The organism is Actomonas spartinae, from assembly GCF_051209155.1.
Classification (GTDB): Bacteria; Verrucomicrobiota; Verrucomicrobiia; order Opitutales; family Opitutaceae; genus Actomonas.
Genome location: NZ_JBPJGB010000006.1, coordinates 42,161 through 62,732 on the forward strand (window position 1 = coordinate 42,161; position 20,572 = coordinate 62,732).

Annotated in this window: 8 protein-coding genes; 7 read left to right on the top strand and 1 reads right to left on the bottom strand. The window is 65.3% G+C overall.

Annotation, left to right across the window (positions count from 1 at the left end):
- Positions 1 to 2: 2 nt before the first annotated feature.
- Complete coding sequence (locus AC0MRV_RS19875) at positions 3 to 632, bottom strand: response regulator transcription factor (RefSeq protein WP_472766264.1); 630 nt, start codon at positions 630 to 632, stop codon at positions 3 to 5.
- 224 nt (positions 633 to 856) lie between these two features.
- Here AC0MRV_RS19875 and AC0MRV_RS19880 point away from each other — a divergent pair, with 224 nt between their 5' ends.
- The 7 genes from AC0MRV_RS19880 (at position 857) to AC0MRV_RS19910 (ending at position 20,551) form a co-directional block, all read left to right on the top strand.
- Positions 857 to 14,536, top strand: a complete 13,680-nt coding sequence (locus AC0MRV_RS19880) for a hypothetical protein (RefSeq protein WP_472766265.1) — start codon at positions 857 to 859, stop codon at positions 14,534 to 14,536.
- Between the two features lie 31 nt (positions 14,537 to 14,567).
- The gene (locus AC0MRV_RS19885; protein ID WP_472766266.1) at positions 14,568 to 14,999 is read left to right on the top strand and encodes a hypothetical protein; all 432 of its coding nucleotides are present in this window, start codon (positions 14,568 to 14,570) and stop codon (positions 14,997 to 14,999) included.
- A 112-nt stretch (positions 15,000 to 15,111) separates the two neighbouring features.
- Complete coding sequence (gene miaB, locus AC0MRV_RS19890) at positions 15,112 to 16,479, top strand: tRNA (N6-isopentenyl adenosine(37)-C2)-methylthiotransferase MiaB (protein ID WP_472766267.1); 1,368 nt, start codon at positions 15,112 to 15,114, stop codon at positions 16,477 to 16,479.
- An 89-nt stretch (positions 16,480 to 16,568) separates the two neighbouring features.
- Positions 16,569 to 16,985 (top strand): four helix bundle protein, encoded by a 417-nt coding sequence (locus AC0MRV_RS19895; RefSeq protein WP_472766268.1) that lies wholly within the window; start codon positions 16,569 to 16,571, stop codon positions 16,983 to 16,985.
- A 19-nt stretch (positions 16,986 to 17,004) separates the two neighbouring features.
- The gene (locus AC0MRV_RS19900) at positions 17,005 to 17,562 is read left to right on the top strand and encodes a hypothetical protein (RefSeq protein WP_472766269.1); all 558 of its coding nucleotides are present in this window, start codon (positions 17,005 to 17,007) and stop codon (positions 17,560 to 17,562) included.
- 5 nt (positions 17,563 to 17,567) lie between these two features.
- Positions 17,568 to 18,164, top strand: coding sequence for a guanylate kinase (locus AC0MRV_RS19905; RefSeq protein ID WP_472766270.1), 597 nt, complete (start codon positions 17,568 to 17,570; stop codon positions 18,162 to 18,164).
- 272 nt (positions 18,165 to 18,436) lie between these two features.
- Positions 18,437 to 20,551 carry a glycyl radical enzyme family protein gene (locus AC0MRV_RS19910; RefSeq protein ID WP_472766271.1) on the top strand — a complete coding sequence of 705 codons (2,115 nt, stop codon included), beginning with the start codon at positions 18,437 to 18,439 and terminating at the stop codon, positions 20,549 to 20,551.
- Positions 20,552 to 20,572 lie beyond the last annotated feature (21 nt).

Consider the following 20,572-nt stretch of genomic DNA (forward strand, 5'->3'; position numbering starts at 1 on the left):
TGCTAGGCTTTGCCCGGACCGAGGGTCCAGTGGGCGGCGCGAGCGATGAGTTGGGCCGCGTTGGTGATGCCGAGGCGCAGCTTGATATGCTCCTTGTGGGCATCGACGGTCTTGGGACTGATCCCGAGCGCGGCCGAAATTTCCTTGGTGGTGCGACCCAGACCGATGAGGCGAAACACCTGCAGCTCGCGATCCGACAAGCGATTGACCGCCGCTTCGGCAGGCTCGGCGTTGGCGGCATCGGCCTCCAGTGCTTCGCGTGAAACGTGGCGGCTGCCGCGCAGGGCGGCGATGGTCGTTTCAATGCCGTCGGTTTTGTGCACAAAGTCGTCGGCGCCGGCGGCCAGGGCGCGACCTCGATAGGTCTCGGGCTCCAGCATGCTGAGCACCACGATACGCAGCTTGGGCGCGAGTTTGCGCAGTTCGCGAATGAGGGTGAGCCCGTCTTCGTCCCCCAACATCAAATCGAGGGCCACGATGTCGGGTTGCAGACTGACCACCGCCTTTTTCGCCTGGCTGGCGGTGGAGGCTTCGCCGCAGACCACCAAGTCGCCACAAGCCGCGAGCTGGGCGGATATGCCGGCCCGCACCAGCGGATGATCGTCAACAAGCAGGATTCGCGCGACAGACATGGGCAAGCGGCAATCGTATCAACGGACTCCGGAATGCAAGTCGAGTGGCGCGCGAGTGCGTAGTTTACTTTTTCTTTGCCAATTAATTGCGGAATTTACCGGCCTATCCATGAGGGGAGCAGGCCTATTCGGATGTGGTTATTAAGGCTAGGAATTTCCCTTATTTTTACAGCTGATTGAAAAATGCCATAGCGGGTCGATTCATTAACCGGTTCGATGGCAACATGAACCTGTCGTCGACTCTATCGTCGGGAAATCATCTCCCGAGCACGTTTCGTTACGTCCAGAAACCTCGATCCGTATGGTCGGCCCGCTTGCGGCAGGTGGCGGGGGTGCTGGCGCTCGGAGCGGCGACGCTCGCACATGCGACGGATCGCTGGGTGCCGGAAAACTGGTTCACCTCGCCGGTGTTTGAGCGGGCAGTTGTCGCCGATCGGGTGACCGAGGCGCCGAACGGGCAGCTCTATGTGTCGTTCTCAAACGGTGCGGCGATCGACGCGGTCCGCGGGGTAGGGCAGTTCGGCGCGCTCATGCGGCTCAACTCCAACGGTGCGCTGGACGATAGTTTCAGCATTGGCTCCGTGCTGACCGACGTGTGGGCGGTGGCCTTCCAGGACAACGGGCAGATCATCGCGGGTGGTCTTGCCGGAGCTGAAAGCCACCAGACCGGCTTGCCGCTCTACCGCGTTTTCCGTTTCAACACCGACGGCTCGCTGGACGACAGCTTCCAATCGCCGGTTTTCCGCGACATCCCGCGCTTCATTACCGTGCTCGGTGACGACTCCATGCTCGTCGTGCCCTCGAGCGGCAACAGCGGCAATGGCGGCATTGCGATCCTCGCGCACCTCAATGCCGACGGTTCGCCGCGCGATGGGTTCACCGAACCCAACCTTGGTGGTGGCGTCATTTTTGCGCCGCCCGTGGTCGATGGCAGTGGCAAGATTTACATCGGCGGCATCTTCGGCGAGGTGAACGGCCAGGCCCGCCCCGGCGTGGCCCGCCTCAACGGTGACGGTTCGCTCGACACCACCTTTGTCCCGGCCGGTTTCAACCCCGACGGTCCGCCGCAACAGGTCCGCGGCATCGGTCTGCAGACGCAGGGCGCCAATGCCGGCAAGGTGATCATCGCCGGCGGCACGATGGTGGTGCCGTCGTCCAGCGACCCGAGCGCCAACCGCCCGCTCATTCGCCTCAACAACAACGGGTCGCTCGACTCCACCTTCAACCTCACCACGCAGGCCGACGCCGGCATGTATGTCCGCCCCCGTCTCCTCGAGGTGCTGTCCGATGACAGTCTGGTGATCGTCGGCGGCGGCGTGGCCCGCTTCTCGGCCGACGGCGTGCAGTTCGCCCCCGAAGTTTACGCGCGCCCCTACTTTAACCAGGAGTTCTTCTGGATGGAGGCGCTGGCCGACGGCAGCGTGATCGTGGCCTCGCAGTTGAACTCGACCATCAACGATGAGGGTTGGCCTTCGCTGGCCAAGTTCCTGCCCTCGGGCGAGATCGATCCGGATTTTGTGCTGACCGAGTTCACCCAGCGCGTTTACCCCGGCGACTTCCACACTTACGACGACGGCAGTTTCCTCGTCTGGGGCAACTTCGACACCGTGAACGGTGAGGAGCGCGCCGGCATTGTGCGTTTCGACAACGCGGGCAACATCGACACCGGCTTCACCGTCGCCGACCTTGCGGCGCCGAACTACGTGACCAGCGCGGGCGTGTCCGACTCGGGCCGCGTGCTGGCGACCACCTACAACCCCTTCAGCTTCGAATCTTCCGTCCGGGTCCTCGATGGCAGCGGCGCGGATGACACCGGCTTCACCCTCGACGCCGGCTTGGGCGACAACCTCGGTGGCATCGACGCCCACCTCTATCGCGACGACTCGATGCTGCTGATGGGGCTCAATCCGCAGCGACTCATCGACGACGCCCTGCTGCTGGAACGGCTGACCCCCACCGGCGCGCTCAGCGACACCTTTGACTCCTCCAGTCTGGCGACGCCGGGTGCGGTGTATCGGAATCCCGATGACACGGTCGAAACCATCACCATCGGGCACTTCAACGTCCTCGCCGAGGACGACCAGGGACGTCTGATCGTGGCCACCACGACGGGCAGCTACGGCCAGCGCGCATCGACCCTCGATACCACCCTGATCCGGCTCAACGGCAACGGCACGATCGACAACACCTTTGTTGCGCCGGTGCTGGCTTGGACCACCTCCACAGGCTTCCCCTTTGTTTACGACGCAGCGGTCGATGCCGTGCGTCAGATTGAGTCGACCGCGGTCGGCTCGCCCTTCCAAGGCGTCGAGATTCAGGATGACGGCAAACTGCTGATCTACGGTCTCTTCACCGAACTCGCCGGCCAATTCAGTCCGGGGCTCGCCCGCCTCAATGCGGACGGCAGCTTCGATTCCAGCTTCAGTGTCGGGAGCGGCGCCGCTTACAACGCCGTGCCGGATCGCGTCGGCCAAGTGACCGGCGTGCACCGCGGCGGGGACGGTCGCATTTGGGTGGCCGGTTACTTCGATACCTTCAACGGCGTCGCGGCGAGCGGACTTATCCAGCTCGAAGCCGACGGCAGCCCGGTGAACGGGTTCTCCGCCGAGCTGGAGCTGCGCCCCTACAACGGCGGCAACATCGATGTGCAAGATCTCGAATGGGACACCAACGTGCTGGTGGGCGGCACCTTTGCCCGCGGACCGTGGCAGGTCTTCCCCGATGCCTTCCAGCGTCTGGCGCAGGTTCCGTTGGTGAATGTCTATGCGCCGCCGCTCAACACCACCTTGGCAGCCGGAGTCCCCGGGGTGCTGCGCGTGGGTTACACCGATCCGCAGGATGCGGTGACCCTGCAATGGTTCCGCAATGGCGAGGCCATCCTCGGCGCCAACAGTCCCGAGCTTCATTTGGCGGGCGACGCCGAATCGGAGGGCACCTATCAACTGCTCATTTCCGGCAGCAGCGAAACCCAGTGGACCAATGCGGTGGAAGTCCGCCTCGGCCCGGGTGGTTCGACTTGGTATGCCGACCCCGCCTTCACCTCGCCGGGCTTCTTCAGTGATCGCCAGGCCGGTCGCGTCACCGTCGATCCCAATGGCGGTTACTACGGCACCTGGGTCAACGGCAGCTTCCTCTCCGGCGCCGACGGCGTCACCACCGGTCCGATCGTCAAAGTCGACGACAACGGTGCGGTGGTTTCGACCTTCAACACCGGCGATGCCTTGAACGAGGCCTGGGCGGTGGTGCCGCTCGACGACGGCAGCCTCTTGGTGGGCGGCGTGGCTTCGACCGAGAGTTCGCTCAGCGGTCAGAAGCTTTACCGCGTCTTCAAGTTCAGCGCGACCGGCGAGCTCGACCCGTCCTACCGTTCCCCGGTCTTCGGCGGCCTGCCCCGGTTCATGACGCTGCAGCCCGATGGCAAACTCATCGTGGTGCCGACGGGCAACAACGGTGCCAACGGCGGCATCCGTTGGATCGCTCGCCTCAACGCTGACGGTTCCCTCGACAACAGCTTCCACCAGGTGTGGCTCAACCAGGTCATCTTCGCTCCGCCGGTCGTCGATCCGGATACGGGTCAGATCTACATCGGCGGCTCTTTCTGGGAAGTCGACGGGGTATGGCGTCCGGGCATCGCCCGCCTCAACGACGACGGCACCCACGACACGGATTGGGCACCGTCCGGCTACACGCCATCGCCCAACGGCCAGCAGATCCGCGGCCTCGCGTTGCAGACGCAAGGCGCCAACGCCGGCAAACTCCTCGTCGCCGGTGGTCCCTTGCCGGTGCCCGACGGGCAGGGTGGGGAGATCGATACGCCGGTCATGCGCCTCAACGCCGACGGCAGTCTCGACACCTCGTTCACCTACGTGAGCCAAGCCACTGCGGGCATGAACCCCCGCCCGCGCCTGCTGCACCTGCTCGCGAACGATCAGTTCCTTGTGGTCGGCGCGACGGTCACCCGCTTCCTCGCCGATGGCGGGGTCGACCCCGACTACACGCAACCGCCCTTTGACGCCGAAGCCTTCTGGTTCGCGGTGGAAGCCGACGGCACGGTCATCGTTCCGCCCGAGCCCTACACCAACCTCGACGGCAACCCCGTTTGGCGGTGGGTGCGCCTCAACCCCAACGGCACGCACGATACTGGGTTCTCCGGGCCGCAGTTCGAGCTGATCAATTTCCCCTTCCGTTTCCTGCCCTTGGCTGATGGCGACATCCTCACCTTCGGCGGTTTCACCAAGGTCGATGGCAACTACCTGCCTGGCATCGTGCGGATGAACTCCGACGGTTCGGTCGACCCCGGCTTCTCCACCCCGAGCATCACCTTGCCCAACGCGGTGGTCTTCGCCGAACTCACGCCCGACGGCGGCATCCTGGCGACCACCAGCAATAGCGCCACCGGCGAACGCGACACGGTCAAACTCTTCGCCGACGGCACGCTCGACACCTCCTTCACCGTCGATTCCGCCATCGGTCCCGGCAGCTACGAAACCAAGGTGCTCAGCGACAACTCCGTCCTCGTCTGGGGGGTCGACGCCCAGCGCGTGATCGACGGCAGTGACGGCTTCGGCCACCTGACCTCGACCGGTGTGCTCGACGAAAGCTTTGGTCCGGAAGGCAACCGGCCCCCGCTCGGCGCCGTCTACCGCAACGGTGACGGTTCGATCAGCTCGGTCACCGTGGGCAACTTCCGCGTGCTCGCGGTCGACAGTGTCGGTCGCTACCTCGCCCGCAGCACCGTGGGCGAGCACTACCAGGGCACCCAATACCTGCCCAACACCATCATCCGTTACCTGGCGGATGGCACCGTTGATCCCACGTTCAACGCCCCGCTCCTGTGGTGGTCCACCTTCCGGAGCTACCCGACCGTGGTCGACGCTCAGACCAACAATGGCGCCCCCGGTCAGGTGGAAGCGAACATCGCTTACACGCCGTTTGCGGGCGCCGTGCCGCAGGCGGACGGCAAGGTGATCGTCTACGGTTACTTCCAGTTCATCGACGGGATCTACACCCCGGGCATCGCCCGTTTGAATGCGGATGGTTCGCTGGACACCTCCTTCAACGTCGGTTTCGGCGCGACCTTCCTCGCCGAACCGGGCCGCGCGGGTTCCGTCACAGCGGTGAATCCCGCCGGCAACGGCCAGTTCTGGGTCACCGGTTTCTTCGACAGCTTCAACGGTCACGCCAGCCCCGGCATCGCCTTGCTCAATGGTGATGGTTCCGTGGATACACGCTTCGCGACCGACATCGAGTTCCGCCCCTTCTTTGCCAGCGGCATGAACGCGCAGACCGTGGCCGATGGCTCCCTCGTGGTCGCCGGCTCCTACGGGGCCTACGGCGCGGCCACCCAGGCCTTCCACCGCCTGCTGCCGCCGGTCGGCTTCGCGGCCAACCTGCCGCCGGTCACCGAATTTGCCGGCAACACCACGGTGACGCTCGATGGCACGGTGGCGGGCGCCGATGGCGTCACCTACCAGTGGAGCAAGGATGGCGTCGAACTCAACGGCGCCACCGATCCCGTGCTCACTCTCTCCGGCCTGACTGCGGCCGACGCCGGCGTCTACAGCCTGATCGCCAGCTTCGACGGGCAGAGCCTCTTCACGTCCACCACCCTCGCCATGATCGGCGGCGACACCGGGCCCGGCCCGATCCACAACGTCGGCGATCTCGCCGGCGGTGACATCAGCGCGCAGGTCCGTGACGCCGTGCTCATCGACGGGGTGATCCATGCGGTCGGCACGTCCGTCGCGCGGATCCCGGCCGGCTTCGATGCGATTGGTGATACCGGCATCTACTGGCGCTCCGACGAGGGCCTGTATGCCTTGCCCAATATCGAACCCGCTTCGGAGGGCTTCCAATTTGTGGTGGCCAGCGCCATGACGCCCGACGCGGCTTACATCTCCACTCGCAGCCGCGCCGATCTCGGCGAGTTGCGCGTGCCGACCCGCGTCAGCACGGCCGACTTCGGCATCGACGAGCTCTCCCGCGCCACCGACTTCGGTGACTACGGTTCGGGCACATCGATCTCCGACGACGGCAACGTCGTGACCGGTTTCTACCGCAACGACCAAGGCAACTTCCGCGGCTTCTATACCTATGTGGACACCGGCGAAGTCGTGACCATCGAACCGACCAATCCGGCCTTCGACGAAACGATCGCCGCCGGCGGGCGCGGCATCTCGGCCGACGGTTCGGTCATCGTCGGATTTATGACCGACTACGATGGCAACGCCGGCCAACGGGGTTTCCGCTACGTCGTCGGCGTAGGCCTCACCGAACTGCCGCTCCTCCCGGGCGGCACCTGGGCGCAGGCGGTCGGCGTTTCGGCCGATGGCGTGACCACGGTGCTGCGCGGTGACTCCGCCGAATATCCCAATGGTGAGATCTACCTGCATCACGCCGACACCGGCGCGGTGGAATCGCTCGGGTCGCCGGGCGTGAACATGTATACGCTCAACATCTTCAGCCCCGCCGCGGATCTCTCGGTCATCTCGCTGGCCTTCCGCGACGTGGACACCAACCAGGGCGAGGTCTACATCCGCAACGCCAACGGCTGGTTCCCGCTCCGCGAGGCGGTCGAAAGTCTCAATGAGCCACTCGACGGTTGGGAGTTCTGGACCGGCTTCGGCGTGTCGCGTGACGCGCGTCTGGTCTTCGGCAACGGCGCGCAGCACGGCACCCGCGCCGGCTTCGTGGTCGAGTTTCCGGCGGGCTACCTGGCGGACTTCGCCGGGGTCGACGCCGCGCCCAACTTTGCCTGGCGCAACCCGCTGCCGCGCGGCGGCACCCTGCTCAGTGTCATCCACGACGGCACCCAGTTCGTGGCCGGCGGCACCGGCTCCCGCATCACGGAGTCGGCCGATGGTATCAACTGGATTGATACGGCTATCCTGCCGGAAGAGCAGGTCAACGCGCTCGCCTTCAACGGCTCGACCTACGTGGCCGTGGGTGGTGGCGGCGCCATCTACACCTCCACCGATCGCAGCAACTGGACGCTCGCCGCGCGCGACGCCAACTATCGCTGGCTGTTCGGCGTGGCCTTCGGCGGTGACCGCTTTGTCACCGTGGGTGACAGCGGCAGCGCCTATGTTTCCACCGACGGTGGCGCCAATTGGCAAGCCACCTCGACCGGCACGAGCCAGCAACTGCGCTCGATCAGCAGCGACGGCGGCGTGTTTGTCGCCGTGGGCAACGGACTCATTCTGCGCTCCACCGACGGCTTCGCCTGGAGCCCGGTCGCGGTTCCGTCCGGTCTCGAGTTCGAGGCCTTCAACTCGGTCAAATACCTCCAGGGTCAGTTCGTGATCGTGGGCGGCTCCGGCGTGGTGCTCACCTCCAGCGACGGCACGACCTGGACCGAGCACCGCGTGCCGAACTACGATTGGTTGACCGGAGTCACCGTAGTGGACGGTGACATCCTGGTGGTCACTGGCTCGGCTCAGGCCCAACGCACGAGCGACTTCAGCAGCTGGATGCGCTTCGAGACGACCTACTCCAGCCCGATGACCAACTTCAACGACGTGACCAGCGCCGGGGGCGTGACGGTTGCGGTCGGTTCCGGTGGCGTGATCCGCCGCTCGATTGACGGTGGCGCGACCTGGTCCGACACCGGCGCGATCAACACGATCAACGAGTTCAACGACATCGCCTGGATCGATGGTCAGTTCCTGGCTGCCGGTTCCAGCGGCGTGATCTTCGCCTCCGCCGACGGGCGCGATTGGTGGCAGGTCAACAGCAACTCCGCCAGCTGGCTGCAGGCTATCGGCCACGGCAACGGTCGCACGGTCATCGCCGCCGGTTGGGGTCACGTGCTCACCACCGACGAAGCCGGCAACTGGTTTGAAACCAACCTCGATGACGGCATCGATAACCGCGACGTCGTCTTCCACGAAGGCACCTTCTACATGGTCGGCCACAACGGCACCTGGCGCGAGTCGACCGATGGCGTGAACTGGTCCACCAGCCAGATCCCCGGCATCGGCCAAAACCTCGTGTCCGTCGCCTTCGGCGGTGGTGCCGCAGTCGTGGTCGGTGACGGTGGCCTCATCCTGCGCTCGACCGACGGCGTGAACTGGAGCGACGTTTCGACCGGTCAAGGTTGGAACCTCCTCAAGGTGCGCTGGATCGACGGCCAGTTCGTCGCCACCGGCGACAACCGCTCGGTGCTTCTCTCCGCCGACGGCGTGGAATGGCGCCAGGCTCCGGTGCCGAACGATTACTTCAACTTCGGCTGGTCTTATCAGGACGTCGCCAAGGGCAGTGACGCTTACTACGTCGTCAGCAGCCAGGGTCGCGTGCTGCGCACCACCAACTGGACCGATTGGACCCAATACGGCGCGTTCCCGGTGAAGCCCAACCTGAAGGGCCTCGCCTTCGGCGCCGGCCGTATGGTGGTCGTGGGCGAGGGGGGTGCCATCCTCACCACCACCTCCGCACCGACCGCGCCGGAACTCGCCTTCCCGCAGGGCGGCCTGCCGGGTCAAATCGATTTCGCCAACGGCGGTCGCGCCTCGTTGGCCATCTTCGTCACGGGCGAAGGCCCGCTCAGCTTCAGCTGGCAAAAGGACGGGGAAACCATTCCGGGCGCCACCACCTCGGTGCTCAATCTTTCGGATCTCTCGGGGGCCGACGCCGGCGTTTACACCGTCATCGTGACGGGTCCGGGCGGCGCCACGATCGAGAGCTCGACGACCCTCGCGGTGGCCGGTCTCGGTTCCGGCAACGGTCCGATCTTTGCGGTCGGCGATGTGCCGGGTGGTTCCTTCTACTCGCAGATTCGCGACGCGGCACTGGTTGACGGTGTGCTCCACGCGGTCGGCACCTCGTCCGGAGTGGCCGTCGATGCGGGCGACACCAACATCTACTGGCGCTCCGACCTGGGCCTCACGGTGGTGCCGAACCTCGAACCAGCCTCCACCGGCTCGGCCTTTGTGACCGGCAGCGCGCTCTCCGCCGACGCCGCTTACATCGCCACCCGCACGCGGGCCAACCTCGGCAACTACCGCCTCGCTGCCCGCGTCGCGACGGCCGACTTCGCCATCGATGTGTTGCCCGACGGTGACAATTTCGGTGGCTACAGCGCCGCGGTCGCTATCTCGGACGACGGTGGCATCGTGGCCGGCTTCTTCTTCACGGCGACCGGCGGCTACAACACGTTCTATACCGACGTCGCCGCCGGCTCGACCACCACGATCGGTCCGATCAGCGGCGACTTCGACCGAGCCTTTGTGGCTGGCGGCCGCGGTCTCTCGGCCGACGGTTCGGTGTTGGTCGGCGACATGGTCGACACGAGCGGCACGGTGCCGGAGCGCGCCTACCGCCACGTGGTGGGTGAGGGTTCCACGCTCATTCCGCTGCCCACGGGCGGCACTTGGAACTCCGGCATCGCAGTCAGTGGGGATGGCCTCACCACCCTGGTGGCCGGCGACTCCGCGAGTGCGCCGCTCGGCGAGGTTTACCTCCATCACGCCACGACCGATTCACTCGAATCGCTCGGCACGCCGGACGACACGAGGGTGCCCAACAGTATCTTCGGCATGTCCGCCGACGCCGCGGTGGTCGTGGTCGCGTTCTATGACGAAAACTTTGCCGATGGCCGCACTTGGGTGCGCAACCAGCACGGCTGGTTCCCGCTCGATGAGGCGATCGTGGCCCTTTCCGGCAGCCTGGACGGCTGGCACTTCGACAATGGCATGGGCGTGTCCCGCGACGGGACGCTCGTCTTCGGCAGCGGTCTGCGCAACGGCGTCCGTGAGGGCTTCGTGGTGCAGTTCCCGATCGGCTATCTCGCCAGCTTCGCCGGCAACGTGGGTCCGATCTACGGCATCGGCGATCTGTCCGGCGGGGATGTGCTCTCCGAGGTGCGCGACGCGACCTTGGTCGACGGCGTCATCCACGCGGTGGGCACCTCGATTGCCGGCGCTGAACCGGGCTCTGGTTCGGTGGGCGACACGGGCGTTTACTGGAACTCGGTCACGGGTCTGGAAGCGTTCCCCGAACTCTCGCCAGACCATTCGGGTCTCACGTTTGTGACGGCCAGTGCGATCACGCCGGATGCCGCGTTTGTCGCCACCCGCAGTCGCACGCAGTTCTTTAATCAGCGCGTGGCCACGCGCATCGCGACGGCCGACTTCGCGATCGATCGACTGCCGGATGGTGCCGACTTCGGTGGCTACAGTGCGGCGACTTCGATCAGTGACGATGGCAACATTCTGGGCGGATTCTATTACACCTCCGGCCAGAGCTTCCGCGGCTTCGTGACCGATCTCAGCGGTCCGGGCACCTCCAGCATCGAGCCGGTGAGTGCCGACTTTGAGGACGTGTTTGTGGCCGGTGGCCGCGGTCTCTCGGCCGATGGTTCGGTGGTCGTTGGCCAGATGGTCGACTACGACGTCGAGCGCGGTGCGCGCGCCTTCCGCCATGTGGTCGGCGGCAGCACCGAGCTGTTGCCGCTCACGCCGGGTGGCGTCTGGAACGACGCCGTCGCCGTCTCGGCCGATGGTCTCACCACCTTGGTGCGCGGTGACTCCACTGCCTTCCCCTCGGGTGAGCTTTACCTGCACCATGCCGGCACCGGCACCATCGAGTCGCTCGGCTCGCCGGATCCCGACATGTATCCGCTCAACCTCATCGGTATGACCGGCGATGCGTCGGTGGTTGTGGCCTCGTTCTACCAGAACGGCACCAACATCGGCGGCACCTTCGTGCACAACTCGAACGGTTGGTTCTCCCTGCAGGAGGCCGTGCTGGGCCTCGGCGCCGGCCTCGGCGGCTGGAGCTTCGATGGCGGCCTCGGCATCTCGCGTGATGGTCGCGTCGTCTTCGGCGGCGGCACCCGCTTCGGCGGTCCGGAACAAGGCTTCGTGGTCGAGTTCCCGGCTGGCTACCTCGCCGCCTTTGAGCCGCAACCGCCGCTCGAAGGACCGGAAGACGACGACGCCATTGTGGGCGCCTGGACCACCGGTGCGGGCAACGAGGACTTCGTTATCGTCTTCGATCGTGACGGTGGCTACGTCCACATCGAAGTGGTTCCGCAGGGCACCGTCGGCGCTCAGTCTGGCTACGAACGTGGTCACTACGCCTGGGCGGCCGATGGCGGCTTTCGCGTCGCGACCGACGTCGACACCAACGGTGACGTTGGCGTGGCGGACCTCACGGGTCGTCAGGATCTCACGATCGCGGTGGTGGGTGACACCCTCACCTTCACGATCCCGGGCGACGAAGTCGTCGTGCTTCAACGTGTGACCGATGAGACGAATCCGATCGTCGGTGCCTGGAACCTCAACCAGAGCCCCGAGAGCGGCGTCGACGGCGACGCGGTGCTGGTGCTCATGGCCGACGGCAAGTTCCTCTTTGCCGAGGAAAACGAAGCCGACGAAGACGGCCAATCCGGCATCGAGCGCGGTTCCTTCACCTGGAACGGCGAGACCGCCGCGTTCAGCGCGTTCAACTTCGACACGGACACCAACGGCACCTGGGGCCTCTCCCACCCGGATGGTCAGACCTTCGTGAGCATCATCGATTACGGTTGGACGCTGAACTACTCCGATGACTTCGGCGGCGGCACCTTCAACCGCATCGCGCCGGAGCCGGTCGACATCCAAACCGGTCCCACGGGCGGCATCTACACCGCCGGGGACGGTCTCACGCTGAGCGTGCAGGCCGGTGGCGACGGCCCCTTCACCTACCAATGGCGCAAGGACGGCGTGGAGATTGCCGGCGCGACCAGCAGCAGCTTCAGCATCGCTGAACTCACGGAAGATGACGCCGGCGTCTATGACGTCGCGATCACTGGTCCGGACGGCACCAGCCTGAGCGATCCCGCTGTGGTTTCAGTCGACCCAGCCGCGCCGCCCGCACGGGTGCTGAGCTCCGCCAGTGCTAACTTCATCCTCAACGACGGTGAGATGGCGGCCCTGCCATTCCGCATCGAGGGCAACGGTGACAAGCAACTCCTGTTGCGGGTCGTCGGCCCGAGCCTGGGTTCCTTCGGCATCTCCGGCGCCCATCCCGACCCGCGCCTGCGTCTGGTCGATGAGCTCGGCTTCGAGGTCATGGCCAACGACGATTGGGACGCCGCCGGCGGTTCCGCGGTCAGCACCGCGGGCACCGCGGTCGGCGCGCTGCCGCTCGGCACCGGATCGGCTGATGCCGCGGTGGTCGCGCTCCTGCCGCCAGGCAGCTACACCCTGCTCATCGACGGCGTCGGCAGTGGCACGGTGTTTGGCGAGATCTTCGATGTCGACGGACCGGCTGCGACCTCGCGCTTGGTCTATCTCGGCGCGGCGACGCACATGGGTGCGGGTGCCGGGCTGCAGCTGGGCTTCCCGGTCAATGGCACGGATCCGACGGACCTGCTCCTGCGCGTGCTCGGTCCAAGTCTCGGTTTTGCCGCGGCGGTGGCGGATCCCTCGCTGGCGGTGGATCAAGGCGGCACGCCGGTGTTCTCCAATGACAATTGGGGCGGCACCACCGATCTCACCGCCGCCTTCGACGCGGCGGGCGCGACCATGCTCGATCCTGCGTCGTTGGACGCCGCCGTGCTCGAGTCCTTCGCGCCGGGGGTCTATTCCGTGACGGCTGCGGGTGGCTCCGGCCTGCAGTTGACCGAGATCTTCGACGTCAACCGTCGTGAGCCAATCGGTGAACCGGTGCTCCTGCTGCCGCCGCAATCGCAGACGGTGGGCGAGGGTGGCACCGCTCGAATCGAGGCCTACGCGACCAGCTCTTCGACCCTGGCCTACCAGTGGTTCAAGGGTGCGATCGAGTTGACCGGCGAAACCAGCCCGGTGCTGGAGATCACGGGCGTGAGCCCGAGCGATGCCGGCGATTACATCCTTAAGCTCACTGACAGCAGTGGCACCGTCTCCGCCGCGCCGGCCACGCTCACGGTGTTGAGCGGTCCGGCGATCACGACCGGACCGGCTGATACCACGGTCGAGTCGGGTGCGACCGCGACCCTCAGCGTGGTGGCGACCAGCTCTGCCGGCGGTGCGATCAGCTACCAATGGTATACTGGCACCAGCGGCGACACCTCTTCGCCGGTGGCCGACGCGACGGCGGCCAGCTTCACCACGGCGGCCTTGTCCACGACCACCAGCTACTGGGTGCGCGTAACCGACGACATCGGCTCGGCCAACTCCGCGACCGCCACGGTTACGGTGTTGGCGGCGTCGGATGTGGTCGCGTCGCACAACCTCATCGGGTCCGGCTTCCAGCCGGGTGGCACGGTCACGATTGAAACCCACGTGAGCTTCACCGGTCCGGCCTCGACCTACGGTTGGCGCGTGCAGCTGCCGGAAGGTTGGAGTTATGCCTCCACCTCCGGAGAGTTCCGCCCCGACGTTCGTCCGAGCATCGGTGCCACCGGTGAGATCGGTTGGGCCTACACGGAGCTCCCGCCCAGCCCGGTCACGTTCACCTATACCTTGAACGTGCCGGAAAGTGCGAGTGAACCGGTGGCCCTCACTGCCGTGGTGCTCTTCCGCGACGGCATCAATCCCGAGCAGCAAATCGTGGTGACACCCAGCCCGCTCATCATCGAGCAGGCAGCACCGTTCCACTCGGCCGACTCCAATCAGGATGGTGCCTTCGATCTCTCCGAACTCTTGCGGGTGATCGAGCTCTACAACACCCGCAACGGCACCACCCGCACGGGTCACTACAAGGTCCAGGCCGGCACCGAGGACGGCTTCGCCTCCAACCCGGATCTCACCAACAACGAATCCGGCAATCTGTCGGTCTTCCACTCGGCCGACTACGACCAGAATGGACAGCTCGACCTCTCGGAATTGTTGCGCGTGATTGAGCTGTATAACTACCGTTCGGGCACGACCCGCACCGGCGAATACCATCCGGCTTCCGGCACGGAAGACGGTTATGCCCCGGGACCGGAGCCCACCTCCTAACTGGCCCTGAACCTCAGAAACCTGCCTCCTCATGAATCGTATCCGTTCCTTGGTCGCTACGGCCTGTCTCGCCTTGTGTTGCGGTGTGCTGGCCCGCGCCGAATCCGTCATCGCGGTCCCCACGCCCGGCCAACTGGCGCCGTCGGGAGGCGAACTCACCCTCGCGGTTTCGATTGACTACGGCACAACGCCGGGGGCGCTCGGCTTGTCGATCGATCTGCCGGAGGGCTGGAGCTTTGCTGGCGTCGTGCCGAGCGAGTCCGCCCCCGGCATTGTCTCCGGCAAGGGGGCCACCGGTAAGGCCGAGATGGCTTGGACCACCGCCCCGGCCGGCGGCGCCGAGTTTGAGCTCAAGTTGAACTATCCCGCGGGCGCGTCCGCGGAGCCGCTCACCGGCACCGCGCAATTGCGCCGCGCTGGCAAGCGCCTCGACCTCGCGCTCACGGTGCCGCTCGGAGAATAGCCCGGATTCACCGCGCCGTGTGTAAGCCCCGCCGTGCCCGTCGCTTGGGTGCGCGCGGGGCTTTCCCGTTTGACCCCATCGCGTCGCCCTCTAGGCAAACCCGTTCCCGCGTATGAACCGCGTCTTTATCAAAACCTACGGCTGCCAGATGAACGAGCGCGACAGTGAGGCTGTCGCGGCGATGTTGCGCGGTCGGGGCTATCGCATCGTGGGGGCCGAGGACGACTGCGACATCATGCTGCTCAACACCTGCAGCGTGCGCGACGCGGCCGAGCAAAAGGCCCTCGGCAAGGCCACCTACCTGTCGCACCGCAAGAAAAAGAACCCCGACTTCGTGCTCGGGATCCTCGGCTGCATGGCGCAAAACCGCGGCGCCTCGATTCTGGAGCAGTTGCCCGACGTCGACCTCATCGTCGGCACGCAGAAATTTCACCAGGTCCCGGACTACCTCGACAACCTGCGCGCGGCGCGCGAGGCCGGCGTGCCGATCGGCAAATCCATCGTCGACATCGATGAGGAGGCCGGTTCGCAGAACACCATCCGCGACCATTTGGAGCTGGAGGAAGAAAAGAAGGTCAGCGCCTTCGTCTCGATCCAGCAGGGCTGCAACATGTCCTGCCACTTCTGCATCGTCCCCAAAACCCGCGGCGACGAGCGCTCCCGGCCAATGGAGGACATCGTGGCCGAGTGCCGTCAGTTGGCCGCCCGCGGCATCAAGGAAATCACGCTGCTTGGCCAGATCGTGACCAGCTACGGCCGCCGCGACTACACGCACACCGACGGCATTTCGCCCTTTGTTCAGCTCATCGAGAAGGTGCACGCCATCGAGGGCATCGAACGCATTCGCTTCACCTCACCGCACCCGCGCGGTTTCAAGCAGGATCTGGTCGAGGCCTACGGCCGCCTGCCGAAGCTCATGCCCTACGTGCACCTGCCGATGCAGAGCGGCAGCGACCGCATCCTCAAGGCGATGAACCGCCCGTATTCGGCATCCCGTTACAAGGAAATCGTCGACGCGCTGCGCGCCGTGACCCCCGACATGTATTTTTCGACCGACATCATCGTCGGCTTCCCGGGTGAGACCGAGGAGGATTTCCAGGAAACCAAGGCCCTCTTCGAGGCCTGCAACTTCGACATGGCCTACATCTTCAAATACTCCATCCGCACTGGCACGGTGGCGGAAGAGTTGGAAGACCAATTGAGCGACGAGGTGAAGGAACGCCGCAACCAGGAGCTGCTCGACGTGCTGCGCGCCAACTCCGGCCGCCGCAACCAGTCACTCGTCGGCACCACGCAGGACGTGCTCCTGGAGGGGCCCGACAAAACCGGCGCCCACTTCACGGGTCGCACCCCGGGTAACCGCGTCGTCATCGTCGACGCCGACCCCCGCCTCGTGGGCGAAGTGGTGCAGGTGAAGATCAACCGTGCGACGGTGAGCACGCTGTATGGCGACCTGGTGCTGGAAGGGGTGGAGGCGTAAGCGCCCCAAGCCACCCTCTTTCTCCTTATTCTTTATCTTTATCTTTCTCCCCGCTGACCGGAATCCTTCCATCTTCCTCCCCGTCTGTCATGCGCCGCCACTTCGATCACGAGAACCTCAAGGTCTACCAAAACGCCGTGGCGTTTTGTGCCTGGGTTACACCGATCATGGAAGCGCTCCCCAGCCGCTTGGCCGCGCGTGACCAACTTGATCGGGCTTCCACCAGCATCGTGCTCAACCTCGCCGAAGGGAACGGCAAGCGATCCTTCCCGGACCGTTGTCGCTATTTCGACATCGCGCGAGGCTCCGCCGTGGAATGTGCCGCTGCGCTTGATGTGCTGGTGGCGCGTGGAGTGATGGATCTCACCGTGGCGGAGGAAGGAAAGGACCAGCTGATCGAAATCGTTTCGATGCTCGGCGGTTTGCTGGCGCGCTTCTCCGGTGAGGGCCGAGTTGCGGAAGAAGCGCAGTCCTACGGTGGGGATAAAGATAAAGAGAAAGAATAAAGAGAAAGATTTCCCTCCCATGTCGCTCACCGTCGCCACCCTGATCACTGGTTTCCTCCTCCTCGCCCTGGGCGTCGTGTTTCTGTTGCCGGCGCCGGCGGTGGTGTCGTCGCTCAAGCGCTTTCCGCGGTCGCGCTCGATGGCCTTCGTCCTCTTCGGACTCGGCGCGGCGTGGTTTCTCTACCGCATCTGGCACCTGTCGGAGGCCGACTTCGGGCAGTTCCGCAAGCAGCTCTTTGTGTTCTTCACCCTCGTTGCGGTCGGCGCCTTCATTTGGGTGCCGGACTTCCTCGCGGTGCGCGGCGCCTGCGTGCTTGTGCTGCTCGGCGCGACCAACCTGCTCGATCCCGGTTACATGAACTGGAACTACGGCGAACTCACCGATGGCGGGCGCATCTATCTCTACAAGATCGCCGTTTTCGTCGCGGCGGGTTTGGCGGTTTATCTCGGCGCGTCGCCTTTCCGGGCGCGGGATTTTCTCAACTGGCTGTATCGCAAACCTGGCCGCGCGCAGCTCGTCGGCGGGTTGATCGCCGCCTACGGCGCGGCCGTCACGGTCGTGGGCCTGACTTACTGATCGCCATGGCCGTCCCCGTTCTCCTCGTTCTCGCCGGTCCGGCCGGCTCCGGCAAAACCACGCTGTGTGAGCGCATGGTCGCGCAGGCTGAGGGCTTCTCCCGCGTCGTGACGACGACCACGCGCGAGCCGCGTCCCGGTGAAGTCAACGGCGTGCACTACCACTTTTTTTCGGCCGAGGAGTTTGACCAGCGCGTGGCCGAAGGGGCCTTCCTCGAGTGGGCTTGGGTGCACCGGAAGAACCGTTACGGCACCCTCGCGTCCTCGGTGCTCGATCCGCTCGCGCAAGGCCAGAACCTCATCATCAACGTCGACGTGCAGGGGGTGGACAACTTCCGCCGCGCCGCGGCGGCGAATCCGCTGCTCGCTCGCCACATGGGCACGGTCTACATCGATGTGCCGATCAACGAACTGCGCGCCCGCCTCGAAGGTCGCGGCGAAAGCGTCGAGGAGATTGATCGCCGGATGATCACCGCCGAGCGCGAGCAGCAGGAGCGCGAAAAGTTCGACTACGTGATCACGAGCGCCTCCAAGGAGGCCGATTTCACGGCGTTGCTCGATATTTGGCAGCGCCTGCAGGATCGCGTGCGAGCGGCGGGCTGAGGGGGAGGCATGGACCCACCGAGGCGGGAAGCCTCGGACACGCCGGCAGCGGCTTCGAGCCGCGGTGGACACGTTACACCCGGTCGCGTGGATTGTGCTCAAATGCGCCGAAACAAAAATTGCGCAGCAATCGGGTTTGCATTTCAGGACCCCAATATGTTGGGGTGGACGTTGCCGCTCGACACAACCTGTGGGAGCGGGCGGCACTCGTCCTACCCCGTTCAGCTTTACCGTGGAGTCCTGTCGTCATGAATCTTGATCCGTCCTTGTCCGTGCCCTCTTCCTCGTCCGAAACCGCCTCCGATAGAGGGCGATCGCCGGCGCCGGTGCGGCACGACTTGAACGGTTTGCAGGACTACATCGCGGTGTCCCGCTATGCGCGCTACGACGAAACCAAGCGTCGGCGCGAGACCTGGACCGAGGCGGTGGAGCGCGTGCGCAACATGCACCTGGGCCATTACGCCGATCGTTCGCTGCTGGAGGTCGCGGCGGAGGCGCTGCGCAACAACGAGGTCGATGCGCGCTCGCTGGCGCGACTGGGCAACCTCAACTCCTTGCACGACGCGATCACCGATGCATTCGCGGCGGTGGCCGAGAAGCGCGTGCTGCCCTCCATGCGCAGCCTCCAGTTTGGCGGCGAGGCCATCCTCAAGAAGCACACGCGCATCTACAATTGCGCCTTCATGCACATCGATCGCCTGGAGGCCTTTCGCGAAAGCCTCTACCTGTTGCTCTGCGGCTGCGGGGTGGGCTTTTCGGTGCAGCAGCAACACGTTGCCCGCCTGCCCGCGCTGGCCCCGCGGCCCGCGACCGATGCCGGCGCGACGACTTGGGTCGTCGGTGACACCATCGAGGGCTGGGCCGACGCGCTGCATGAACTGGTGACCTCCTATGTCGAAGGTCGTCGGGTGGTCTTTGACTACTCCGACATCCGGCCGGCCGGCGCGCCGCTGCGCACCTCGGGGGGCAAGGCCCCCGGCCCTGAGCCGCTCATGCATGCCTTGCGCAAGATCGAGTCGGTCCTGCAGGGCGCGGCCGGTCGCCAGCTCAAGCCGATCGAGGCCTACGACTGCCTCATGTGGGGCGCCAAGGCGGTGCTCTCCGGCGGTATCCGCCGTTCGGCTACCATCTGTCTTTTTTCGGCTGATGACGCCGAAATGTGCGCGGCCAAGACGGGCAACTGGTTCGACGTGAATCCGCAGCGTTCGGCCTCCAACAACTCCGCCGTGATCGTGCGGTCCGAGGCGACCCGCGAGCAGTTCAACAGGCTCTTCGAAGCGCAGAAGCAGTTTGGTGAGCCGGGCTTCTACTTCGTGGAAGACGCCGACCATGGCGCCAATCCCTGCGTCGAAATCGGGCTGAATCCGAAGCTCACCGTCACGCCCGAGGTGGCGGACCGCTTGCGCGAGCTCGGCTACGAGGGTGAGCTCAACAACGGCGACACGCTGACCGGCGTGCAGTTCTGCAACCTCACCACGCTCTCCTCGGCCGCGGCCGATTCGCCGGCGCGTTTCTATGAGCTCTGTGCGCAGGCCGCGCTCATCGGCACGCTGCAGGCCGGCTACACCGACTTTCACTACCTCTCCCCGGTTTCCCGGCTCATCACCGAACGCGAGGCGCTGCTCGGCGTGTCGATCTGTGGCGTGCTCGACCGCCCCGACGTCCTGCTCGATGCCGAGGTGCTGCGCCAAGGCGCCGAGGTGGTGAAGACAGTCAACCTCATCGTCGCCCGCGCACTGGGCATTCATCCGGCAGCGCGCACGACCTGCGTGAAACCGGAGGGCACCGCCAGCCTGCTGCTCGGCACCTCCAGCGGGGTGCACCCGCATCACGCGGTGCGCTATTTCCGCCGCGTGCAGTCCAACAAGCTCTGCCCGGTCTTCCAGCATTTCAAAAAGCACAATCCCCACATGGTGGAGGAGAGTGTTTACGATCCGCACGGTCGCACCGAGGTCATCACCTTCCCGGTCGAGGGGCCCGAGTTTGGCATCTACCGCGAGGACCTCGACGCCCTTACGCACCTCGACTACATCCGCCACGTGCAGCGCAACTGGGTGCAGGCCGGCCGCCGCCACGAGGAACACTCCAAGGGGCTGCATCACAACGTGTCCTGCACCGTGACGGTGAAGCCGGACGAATGGGATGCGGTGGCCGACGCGATCTGGAATCACCGCGACTCCTTCACCGGCGTGGCCCTGCTGCAGGACTGCGGCGACAAGGCCTACGCCCAGGCACCGCGTGAGGCGGTGATTTCGGCCGCGGACGTCGATCGTTGGAATCGCCTGCAGTATCGAGAAGTTCGTTACACCGAGCTTTGCGAGGACGAGGACATCACCGAGCTCAAGCAGGTGATCGCCTGTGCCGGCGGCGCCTGCGAATTGGCCTGAGACCACGCTGGTTATTGTCGG